Below are 11,254 nucleotides of genomic sequence, written 5' to 3' on the forward strand. Positions count from 1 at the left end.
CTTGCTTTCTTCTCGATGCTTGGCGGTCAGTGCTTCGGCGCCGTCGGTCCGATCGACCCATCCAGGACACCGTTGACGGCGTCCTGGAGCAGATCACCACCTCGATCACCGTTCGGATCGAGCATCTCAGTTCCGACACTTCCGAGGCCTCCGACGAGCCGATCAGTCGTCTCACCCACCACCGTGGTCCATCGGGCGACGTTCGGCGCAACTGCGTGGGCGCTCCATCCTTCTGGGTAGTGCGGCGTGATCGGAAGGTTTTCTGTGACGGCCGAGGTCACCTTGCTTCCGATCACGCTCAGGCCCGCACCGGTTCCGAATCCCGTGGCCGCTGACTGGACGTAGCCCCCGAGCGTCTTGGGTTCACCATCCGAGTCCATGCCGTACTCGATGGAACTGGTCGTAGCACCGGAGATCCCAGACGCGCCCGCGGCCCTTCCCGTCGACGAGAAGGCGATCGACGAGGCCCTTTGCACGACCGGGCTGGCGGCCCTCCCGACGATCGGGCCGAGCTTGGCCAGGCCAGTCGCCGCGATACCGCCGACCGCCCCGCCGACACCACCGATCAAGGTGTCGACTCCGACTTTCTTCCAATCGACCTGACCGGTCGTCGCCTTCTGACTACCGATCGAGACGCCACCCCCGATCAGTGCCCCCGAGGCTGCGCCGATCAGCGCGACCCCGACAGGCCCGCCGACACCCGTGAACATGAGACCGACACCGAGTGCGACCGCCCCCGCCGCGGCGACGTACTCCCAGTTGTCGTCCCACCATTGTCCGACCGCCGCGAACGCCCCCTGGTTCGCATCCCGGTACGCCTGGATGTCCGCGTCCGTCGCCGGCCGCAACCCCAGCGGGTCGACGGCGTGCACAGGGTCGTTCCCCGCGTAGGAGTACGGGTTCGCGGACCACGCCGCCCCGAGCACGGGCGACAGCGGGTCCGTCGACAGGAAGCCCTTCACCCCCGGGTCGTAGACACGCGCACCGAGCCACTCGAGCCCGCCGACGGACACGCCGCCGCTCGCGGTCAGCGCGACACCGCCGGGGAGGGCGACACCGCCCGGCAACGTGGCGCCTCCGACGGCCTCGAGCACGGCCCAGGGATCGGACGGATCGGTCGCACGCGCGCTCCGCCACCCGGGCGCCGTCCACACGTCGCCGATCGCCACCACACCGCCGGGGAGGTCGAGGACGTCCGCGCCCCCGATGCACACCAGACCCGGCACGCTCGCCGCGGAGTCCCACCACGTCTCGGCACCACCGACCGAGGCCAGTTCACCCAGTGCGTCCGTCCAGAGGTCGGTCCGCGCGGTCTCGGCGTACGAGGCGTCCCGGCTCGTGATCCCGGCGAGGGTGCCGAGGGCGGACCAGGCGTACTCGACGGTCGAACCGTCGGCGTCGGTCCGGCGGACCCGTCGACCGAGGCCGTCGTACCGGTACTCGGTCCGGACGCCCCCTTGCTCCGTGGCGACGAGCTCGCCGGCGAGGTCGTACGTGGAGCGCGTCTCCGTCCCGTCGACGAGCTCGCGGACCAGTCGGCCGCCGGCGTCGTACTCCCACTCGGAGTCACCGGCCCGGACGAGCTGACCGGCGGCGTCGTACCGGTGCTCGATCCGCCCGTGAGGCCCGTCGATCGCGGTGATGCGGCCGTCGTCGTCCCGCTCGATGCGCGTGGTCGTGACGCCGTCGGAGGAGGTCGTCGTGTGCGCGACCAACGCGCCGCGTTCGTAGGACCACGACTGCACGAGGTCGCCCGTGACCGACTCGACGATGCGGCCGGAGGCGTCGTACCGGAACGTCGCCGCGCCGAGGCGGTCCCGCTCGACGGCGGTCGCGCGTCCGGCGGCGTCGCGGCGCCAGGTCGTCCTGGTCCCGGACGGGTCGGTGCGTGCGGAGCGGCGCCCGTCGGCGTCGTACTCCCAGCGGATCGCGTCGGCTCCGCGACTGCGACGGACGAGGAGTCCGCGTCGGTCGTACTGAAGTTCGTGGTCGACCGTCAGGCCGGCTCCCCGGGTGTGGTCGGTGACGACCACGGTCCGGCCGACGGGGTCGCGGCGCACCTCGGTCTGCACCTGCCCGTCGACGAGGACCTGGTGCTCCCGCCCGGCACCGTCGTACGTCCACGCCGTCGTCCGACCGTCGGGGTCGGTCTGCTCGACGCGGCGTCCGGCCGCGTCGAGACGCACGGCCGTGCGCCGCCCGAGCGGATCCGTGACGGCGACGAGGCGGTCGGCCTGATCGTACTCGCGGCGCGTCACGCCGCCGGCGGGATCGGTGGTCGCGACCACACGGCCACGCTCGTCGTACTCGTGGCGGGTGACCCCGCCGAGCCCGTCGACGACCTCGACGACCTGCCCGGCTGCGTCGTGGCGGAAGCGACGTCGACCGAAGCGTGCGTCGTGGACCGAGACGAGCCTCCCGGCCGCGTCCCAGCGGTACCGACTCGTTCCCGCACCGGCCGTCGTCTGCTCGACCACGCGCCCGACCGCGTCGTAGGTGGTCCGCTCGACGTCGCCCGTGGGCGACGTGCGCGCCACGACCCGCGAGTCGACGTCGTAGGTCAGCGTGGTGCGCGCCCCGGTCGCGTCCACGGCGGCAGACGGACGCCCGCACGTGTCGTACTCGTAGGCGGTGCGCGCCCCGGAGGGCGCGACGACGGCCGTCACCCGCCCCGCGAGGTCGCGTTCGATGCGGGTCAGACCGCCCTCGCCGTCGACGAGCTCGACCGGGCGCCCGGCCGCGTCGTAGGTGACGAGCTCGGAGCCGGCCTCGGCGCTCGTCGACTCGACGGGACGACCGAACTCGTCGAACCGGACGGTCGTGGTCGAGAACGCGTCCCGCAGGGTCGCGACACCCGTCGCGACGTCCCGCGCGACGTCCTGACGGACGCCCGTCGGGTCGATCGTCGCGGTGATGCTGCCGTTCGCGTCGTACTCGCGACGCCACGTCGCGCCCGTCGGGTCGGAGACGGCCAGGAGGCGCGACAACGCGTCGTGCGCGAAGGTCCAGACCGCGTCACCCGGCAGGGTCAGGGACGCCAGGTTGCCCTGGTCGTCGAAGGAACGGAGGACGCGTCGCCCGAGCGGGTCGGTCGTCGCGTGGAGTTCCCCGTCGGGCCCGTACTCGAAGGTCGTCGTCCCGCCCAGCGGGTCGGTGACCGCCGAGACGCGGCCGGCGGCGGTGTGCTCGAAGCGCCACGTCGCGCCGTCCGGGTCGCGGCGCTCGCGCAGCAGGCCGGCACCGTCGTAGCGGTACTCGGTCCGGGCCCCGGACGGGCTCGTCACCGCGGTGGGGCGCCCAGCGGGGTCACGCTCGATGCGCGCGGTGTCGCCGACGGCGTTCGTCGTGGCGACGAGCTCGCCGTGCTCGTCGTGCTCGAGGAACAGGACGACGCCGGTCGGGTCGACGACGCGGGTCAGCAGCCCGTCCGACCACGTGAGCTCGGTGCGCCCGCCGACGGGATCGGTGATGACCGACGGGTCGCGGTCGTCACCGCGGTACTCGTAGGTGACCACACCGCCGGACTCGGCGACCACGGTCGTCGTGCGGTCCTGGTCGTCGTAGCCGTAGGTGACGTCCCCGCCGGAGGGCGTGACGGTGCGGATCCGTCGTCCGCGCTCGTCGTACGCGTGGACCGTGACGGAGCCGTCGCGTTCGGTGACCGACACGAGGTTGCCGTGCCGGTCGTAGCTCATCGACTGCCGGTGGTCGTCCGAGTCGACGACGCCCACGAGCCGACCCTTGGCGTCGGCGAGGTAGGAGTTCGACCGGGACCCGTCGTGGTCGGAGACCACGGTGACACGGCCGGGGAGGTAGGCGAAGCGGACGGCCCGGCCGTGCGGGCTCACCTGCTCGACGACGCGACGGTGGACGTCGTAGGTGTTGTCGACCTCGACGACGCCGTCCGCGCTCGTCACGGTGGTGACGAGGTCGTCGTCGTTCCAGCCGTACCGGCGCGCGCCCGCGGCACCGACGACCGAGACCAGTCGTCCGCGGTCGTCGTACTCGTACTCGACGCGTCGACCGTCCGAGCTCCGCACCACGGCGACGCGCCCTGATGCGTACTCGACGTCGATCGCGCGACCGCGCTCGTGGACGAGCCGTCGGACCGATCCGTCCTCGTCGCGTTCGACACGCACCGCGGTCCCGGGTCCGCCGCGCTCGCCGAGCCAGACGCCCGAACGTGTGAACTCGATGCGTCCACCGGTGTTGTCGCGGACGACGAGCCGGTCCTGCTCGGCCACGAGCCACCGGTTCTCCCCGACACCGCGCTCCCACCCGTCCGCCGCCCGGGGGAAGCGGACCTGCCGGCCGTCTGCCCCGACGAAGGAGGCACCGTCGTCGTCCAGCTCGAGGCGGGTCTCGAGGACCGAGGCCCAGCCGGGCCCGAAGAGCCCGACGTGGTCGTCGAGCGAGTTGTACATCCGCGTGATCCGCAGGGACGGCGAGGACCCCGGGAAGTCGAGGTCGGTCTCGGGCTCGAGGAAGTTGCCCGTGGTGGTGTTCACCGGGTCCATCGAGAACCCGGTCGTGGGCTGCGCGCCGTACGCCGAGGGCGGGTCGAACTGCAGCTCGGAGCGCGTCGCGGCGACGCCGGCGGCCTGCAGCGCCGCTGCCAGTGCGGAGTCGGCGACGGTCGACACGGTGCCTTCTCCGCCGGCGGCGGCGAAGGCGTCGGCGACGGTGTTCGCCCACTGGACGTCGCGGTCGTTCGCGGCGAGCCACTGCTCGAACGCGCTGACCAGGTTGCCCGCGTCGATGTGCCCCCACGAGCACCGCGCCGCGAAGTCCTGCAGCGCACCCCGGACCGCAGCGGGCTTCCCGTCGAGGTCGCGGTTCATCCCGGAGCAGGCCGTCGCGAAGGAGCGGAGGTCCGCCGGACGCGCCGACGAGGTCCCCCCGCCGCCACCGCCCCCCGCGCCCGGGTCCGGGGTCTCCCGCGGTCGTGCGGTCACGTTCGGCGCCGGGAAGGTCGGTGCGGGCTCGTTGCCGGCCTTCGGCATCGGGTCGAGCTGCCAGGCCTCGGTCCACCACTCCTCGATGCCGCTGCGCGCGTCCTCGCGGGCCTGCCACTCCCGCGCGGTCTTCCGGCGTGCCCGCTCGGCCGCTGCCGCTTCCTTCATCGTGTCCACCCAGCCGGCGATGGTGCGGAGCGTCTCGACGATGGTGCGCCCGTCACCCGCAGCGGTCGAGGCGTTCTGGGTGAAGAGCTCGGAGAACCGGCCGCGGAACTCCTGCGACGCCGTGTTGACGGCGGTCTGGCGGGAGCCCGCCTGGCCACTGACGGCGTTGGCGGCCGCGTCGAGCGCACGCTTCAGGGCGTCGGCGGTCGCGTCGTCGAACTGGATCGGCTCCGTGTTCGCGTGGATCTGGGCCATGGTCGGTTCCCCCCGGAGTGTGCATCGCACTGGTCGTGCTGGTCGTGCTGGTCGCACGGGTCGTGCTGGTCGCACGGGTCGTGCTGGTCGCGGCCGTCCCCCGACCACGGACGCCCGGGCCGTCCAGGTTCGGACGGCCCGGGCGGTGGAGTCGGCTGGCTAGGCGCCGCCACCCGCGGTGAAGATGTCCTGCGAGATCTTGTCGAGCTGGGTGCGGAGCTGCTCGAGCTCCGTCTTCGCCTTGTCCAGCGCCGCCTTCGTCTCCGGCCAGGTCGATCCGCGGAACGTCGACGCGAGCGGGCCGTCCCACACGTTCGAGTCCGACAGGATGCGACCCTGCGCGTCGAGCTGCGAGATCTGGTCGGTGAAGCCGCCGTTGACGATCGACTGGATCTGCCGGATGGCGGTCTTGGCCTGCTCGGTGGAGAGCACACGTGACATGGTGAACCTCGTTCCTTTCGTAGCTGCACCCCCGCGCAGTGGAATCCCCCCGGAGGCTCTGACGCCGCCCACCATACCCACGAACGCCGACCCATGTCACCGACTGTATTTCGTGACGATCCCTCCCCTGTTCGGGGGACAGGTGCTTCGCCGACGTTCCCTCGGCGGTACGGGGGCCTCCCGGTGCTCCTCCACACGGGACTCGTTCACCCCCGCTTTCCACACCGTCCACCCCGCTCCCCCCGGCAGCAGGGGCCGGGTGGCAGGATGTGGCCATGGACACCGAACCGCAGCTCGACGGCGAATCCGTCGCACCCGACCTGGACGACTTCGACGAGGTCGTCGAGATCGAGCACGAGTCGCTGCCGACGGACCGCTACTTCGATCGTGAGCTGAGCTGGCTCCGGTTCAACCAGCGGGTCCTCGAACTCGGCGAGGACCGGACGCAGCCGCTGCTCGAGCGCGCCAACTTCCTCGCGATCTTCGCCTCGAACCTCGACGAGTTCTTCATGGTCCGCGTGGCCGGCCTCAAGCGGCGCATCGACACCGGGATCGCCGTACCGACGAACGTCGGCCGCGCCCCGAGCGACGTCCTGCGCGACATCGCGGCCAAGGCCCACGAGCTGCAGGACCGGCACGCCGCGGCCTTCATCCACTCCCTCAAGCCCGACCTCGACGCCGCCGGGATCCACGTCGAGCACTGGTCCGACCTCGACGAGGCCGACCGGCTGCGCATGCGCGAGTACTTCAACGAGCGGATCTTCCCGGTCCTGATGCCGCTCGCGGTCGACCCCGCGCACCCCTTCCCGTACATCTCGGGGCTGTCGCTGAACCTCGCCGTGCGGGTGCGCAACCCGAAGTCGCAGCGGCAGGAGTTCGCGCGCCTCAAGGTGCCGCAGAACTTCTCCCGCTTCATCACGCTGCCCGACGACGGCAGCGGTCGCCTCCGGTTCATCCCGCTCGAGGACCTGATCGCCAACCACCTCGACGACCTGTTCCCGGGCATGGAGGTCCTCGAGCACCACGTGTTCCGCGTCACCCGCAACGAGGACGTCGAGATCGAGGAGGACGAGGCCGAGAACCTCATCCAGGCCCTCGAGCGCGAGCTCCTGCGCCGCCGCTTCGGCCCGCCCATCCGTCTCGAGATCACCGAGGACATGGACCCGGTGACCCTGGACCTGCTCGTCCGTGAGCTCGACATCACCGAGCAGGAGGTCTTCCGCCTGCCGTCGCCGCTCGACCTCGGCGGCCTGTTCGAGATCGCCAAGATCGCGCGTCCGGACCTGCACTACCCGAAGCACGTGCCGACCACACCCGTGCAGTTCCAGCCCGGTGAACCGAACACGAAGCCCGACCTGTTCCGCGCCATCGCCTCCCGCGACGTGCTCGTCCACCACCCGTACGAGTCCTTCGCGACGAGCGTGCAGGCATTCCTCGAGCAGGCCGCTGCCGACCCGAACGTGCTGGCGATCAAGCAGACGCTCTACCGCACCTCCGGCGACAGCCCGATCGTCGAGGCCCTGATCGACGCCGCTGCCGCGGGCAAGCAGGTGCTCGCGCTGGTGGAGATCAAGGCACGCTTCGACGAGCAGAACAACATCACGTGGGCCCGCAAGCTCGAGAAGGCCGGCGTGCACGTCGTGTACGGCCTGGTCGGGCTGAAGACGCACTCCAAGCTGGTGCTCGTCATCCGGCAGGAGGGCGGCACGCTCAAGCACTACAGCCACATCGGCACGGGCAACTACAACCCCAAGACCTCGCGCATCTACGAGGACATGGGTCTGTTCACCGCCGACGACGTCGTGGGCAAGGACCTCACCCGACTGTTCAACGAGCTGTCGGGCTACGCGATCGAGAAGAAGTTCAAGCGTCTCCTCGTCGCGCCGCTCCACCTGCGGAAGGGGCTCGTGAAGCGCATCCAGCACGAGGCGGCGAACGCGGCGGCCGGTCGGCCCTCGGGCATCCGGATCAAGGTCAACTCGATGGTCGACGAGCAGATCATCGACGCCCTCTACCTCGCGAGCCAGGCCGGGGTCCCGGTGGACGTGTGGGTCCGCGGCATCTGCTCGCTCAAGCCCGGCCTCGAGGGCGTCAGCGAGACCATCCGCGTCCGGAGCGTCGTCGGACGGTACCTCGAGCACTCCCGGGCGTTCGCGTTCCACAACGACGGCGACCCGGCCGTGTTCATCGGTTCCGCCGACATGATGCACCGGAACCTCGACCGCCGCGTCGAGGCCCTCGTCCGACTCTCCGACCCCGCGCACGTGGCCGAGGTGCAGGAGATGTTCGACCTGGCCATGGCGGAGACCACGAGCTCGTGGCACCTCGAGTCCGACGGCGAGTGGACGCGGCACTCGACGGACGACGACGGTCGGCCGCTCGACGACGTGCAGAACGTCCTCATGCGCAAGATCTCCGCCCGGAAGCGCTCGACCCGGTGAGCGGCGGGACCGCGAAGCCCGTCGTCGCGGCGGGTGCGGTCGTGTGGCGCGAGCACGCGGGCGGCCCGCTCGTGCTGCTGGTGCACCGCGACCACCACAAGGACGTCTCGTTCGCCAAGGGCAAGGTCGACCCCGGTGAGAGCGTGCCGACGACCGCGGTCCGCGAGATCGAGGAGGAGACCGGGTACCGCGTGCACCTCGGCGCACCGCTCGGCACGGCCGAGTACGTGCTGCCCAGCGGACGGGACAAGGTGGTGCACTACTGGTCGGCGCGGGTCTCCGGCAAGGAGTACGACCGCGCCGGGACCTTCCGGCCGAACGACGAGGTCGCGGCCGTCGAGTGGGTGCCGATCGACCAGGCCCGGAAACGGTTGACCTACGACCGTGACGTCGCGATCCTCGACCGGTTCGCCGAGCGCGTCGCCGCCGGGGAGCACCGGACCTTCGCCCTCATCGCGCTCCGGCACGCCAAGACGATCCCCGGCTCCGAGTGGGACGGGCCGGACGCGACGCGCCCGCTCCTGCCCGTCGGCCGGTCGCAGGCGAAGGCGGCCGCTGCGCCGGTCGCCGCGTTCGGACCGAAGAAGATCGTCAGCAGTACTGCGGCCCGGTGCCTCGCGACCGTCGAGCCGCTGTCCGCCCGGACGCACGTCGGCGTCGCGAGCACGCCCGACATCAGCCAGGAGGCCCACGACCGCGGTGCCGCGGACGTCAAGGGCGTGGTGCGGAAGCGCCTCGACAAGGGCAAGTCGACCGTCCTGTGCTCGCACGGGCCCGTGCTGCCGGACATCATCGCGCGGATCGCGGCGGTGACGGCGGACGACAGTCGACGGTTCGACCTGCGGCGGGCGGCGATGCTCTCGGTCGGCGACTTCGCCGTGATGCACATCGCCGGGGACAAGCTCGTGGCGGTCGAGACCCACCGGAACACCGTCCCCGCCTGATGCGACCGGCCCGGCGCGACCGGTCCGACACCACCCGCCTGATGCGACCGGCCCGGCGCGACCGGTCCGACACCACCCGCTTGACGTGACCGGCCCGGCGCGGCCGGCCTGACGCGACCGGTCCGACACCACCCGCTTGACGTGACCGGCCCGGCGCGGCCGGCCTGACGCGACCGGTCCGACACCACCCGCCTGACGCAGCCGGCCCGACGCAACCGGTCCGACGCCACGCGACTGACGCGACCGGGCTGACTCGACCGGCCCGACGCAACCGGTCCGACGCGACCGGCCCGGACGGCTCCGGCCTGACGCAGCCGGCCCGACGAGACGTTCCCGGCAACGGCAGGCGCCCGAGCGAGCGGCACCGCCGAGCTGCGCCGTCCTCCCCCGGCCGAGCGCACACCGCGACCGCGACCGCCGGCCCCGTGCCGCGCACTGGAGGACCCCCACCGCCCCGACCGCGACCGCGCCCACCGGACCCGCACCGCGCCTCCCGACCGATGCATCCGCATGCGCCCACCGGACGCACGCCGATCCCGATCCTGCACCCGCTCCGGAGCCGCCGCACGGCGCCCACGGTCGCGACAACCCCTCGTTCACCTCCCGTTCACCAGTGCGCGTGATCCCAGTCACCTCGCGTCCCTACAGTCGCTCCCGGGTCAGCACCGGCCCGCGGGACCAGCAGCGGTCCCACCTGCACTGACATCCCCGAAGGGACCCCTGTGAACATCAAGCGAATCGGCACGGTCGCGGCGATCGCGATCGCCGGCGCGGTCGTGCTCTCCTCCTGCGCGGCGAACGAGGACGCGGGCGCTGGCGCCTCCGCCACGTCGAGCTCCGGCACCGACTACTCGAAGCTCTCGGGCACGCTGACCGGCTCGGGCTCCTCCGCACAGCAGACCGCCGAGGCCACCTGGGCCGCCGGCTTCCAGAGCGTCGCCTCGGGCGCCACGGTGAACTACTCGCCCGACGGCTCCGGCGCGGGCCGCAAGAACTTCATGTCCGGCGCCGCCGACTTCGCAGGCTCCGACGCCGCGCTGAAGGACGAGGAGCTCGCGGGCACGTTCGAGAAGTGCGCCGCGGACTCGAAGGCCATCGACATCCCGGTCTACATCTCCCCGATCGCCATCGCCTACAAGGTCGACGGCGTCAAGGAGCTCACCCTGGACGCGAAGACGATCGCGGGCATCTTCTCCGGCAAGATCACGAAGTGGAACGCTCCGGAGATCGCCTCGCTCAACAAGAGCGCCGACCTTCCGGACGCGGCCATCACGGTCGTCCACCGCTCGGACGACTCCGGCACGACGCAGAACTTCTCGGAGTACGTCTCCGCGAACGCGAGCGACGTCTGGACCGAGAAGCCGAGCCAGACCTTCCCGTACCAGGTCGGCGACAGCGCGAAGGGCACCTCGGGTGTGGCCTCGGCCATGGCGAGCGCCTCGAACGCGATCACCTACATCGACGACTCGGGCGCGGGTGACCTCGACAAGGCGAAGCTCATGGTCGGTTCCACGGCCACCGAGATCTCGGCCGAGGGCGCTGCCAAGGTCGTCGCGGACTCGAAGACGGTCGCCGGCCGTGCGGACAACGACCTCGCGATCGACATCAACCGCAAGGACACCGCGAAGGGTGCGTGGCCGCTGGTCCTCGTCTCATACGCGATCGCCTGCCAGGAGTACAAGGACTCCGCGAAGGGTGAGCTCGTGAAGGGCTACCTGGACTACGTCGTCTCGAAGGACGCGCAGGACGCGGCCGCGAAGGAGGCCAAGTCGGCCGCCCTCTCGTCCGACCTGGCGGAGAAGGCCGCGAAGGCCGTCGCCTCCATCAAGTAAGGCCCGCTGAGCGCCCGGACGTCGATCCCACCCACCTGGTCGACGTCCGGGCACTCGCCCGTCCGGCAGGCAGCGAGCGCCAGCGCCAGCGCCAGCGCCAAGCACCAAGCACCAAGCACCAAGCAAGCACCACGCACCACGCACCACGCACCGCGCACCGCGCACCAACCAAGAACCACGCACCGAGCACCACCCCGCAGCAGCACTCCCCCCGCCGC

General features: G+C 71.5%; 5 protein-coding genes. 3 read left to right on the forward strand and 2 right to left on the reverse strand.

Annotated elements, in window-relative coordinates; genetic code table 11:
* Positions 1 to 26: 26 nt before the first annotated feature.
* Positions 27 to 5,378: a DUF6531 domain-containing protein gene (locus BEP24_RS10990; RefSeq protein ID WP_065963293.1), complete on the reverse strand. Its 5,352-nt coding sequence runs from the start codon at positions 5,376 to 5,378 to the stop codon at positions 27 to 29.
* 159 nt (positions 5,379 to 5,537) lie between these two features.
* Positions 5,538 to 5,819 carry a hypothetical protein gene (locus BEP24_RS10995; protein ID WP_058729289.1) on the reverse strand — a complete coding sequence of 94 codons (282 nt, stop codon included), beginning with the start codon at positions 5,817 to 5,819 and terminating at the stop codon, positions 5,538 to 5,540.
* A gap of 275 nt (positions 5,820 to 6,094) precedes the next feature.
* On the opposite strand from BEP24_RS10995, the gene BEP24_RS11000 reads away from it, so the two are divergent.
* The 3 genes from BEP24_RS11000 (at position 6,095) to BEP24_RS11010 (ending at position 11,036) form a co-directional block, all read left to right on the forward strand.
* Entirely contained in the window at positions 6,095 to 8,260 is a 2,166-nt protein-coding gene (locus tag BEP24_RS11000; RefSeq protein ID WP_065963295.1) for an RNA degradosome polyphosphate kinase, read from the forward strand.
* Complete coding sequence (locus tag BEP24_RS11005; RefSeq protein WP_065963298.1) at positions 8,257 to 9,204, forward strand: NUDIX domain-containing protein; 948 nt, start codon at positions 8,257 to 8,259, stop codon at positions 9,202 to 9,204. Before BEP24_RS11000 ends, BEP24_RS11005 begins: the two co-directional genes overlap by 4 nt.
* Positions 9,205 to 9,926: 722 nt before the next feature.
* Positions 9,927 to 11,036, forward strand: coding sequence for a phosphate ABC transporter substrate-binding protein PstS (locus BEP24_RS11010; RefSeq protein ID WP_065963301.1), 1,110 nt, complete (start codon positions 9,927 to 9,929; stop codon positions 11,034 to 11,036).
* The last annotated feature ends 218 nt before the right edge of the window (positions 11,037 to 11,254 follow it).

It is taken from the genome of Curtobacterium sp. UCD-KPL2560, from assembly GCF_001705035.1.
In the GTDB taxonomy this organism is placed as follows: Bacteria; Actinomycetota; Actinomycetes; order Actinomycetales; family Microbacteriaceae; genus Curtobacterium.

What these genes read in the sequence shown, in the direction of transcription:
- BEP24_RS10990 (WP_065963293.1), bottom strand. Translation starts at nt 5,378, where the DNA reads ATGGCCCAGATCCACGCGAACACGGAGCCGATCCAGTTCGACGACGCG.
- BEP24_RS11000 (WP_065963295.1), top strand. Translation starts at nt 6,095, where the DNA reads ATGGACACCGAACCGCAGCTCGACGGCGAATCCGTCGCACCCGACCTG.
- BEP24_RS10995 (WP_058729289.1), bottom strand. Translation starts at nt 5,819, where the DNA reads ATGTCACGTGTGCTCTCCACCGAGCAGGCCAAGACCGCCATCCGGCAG.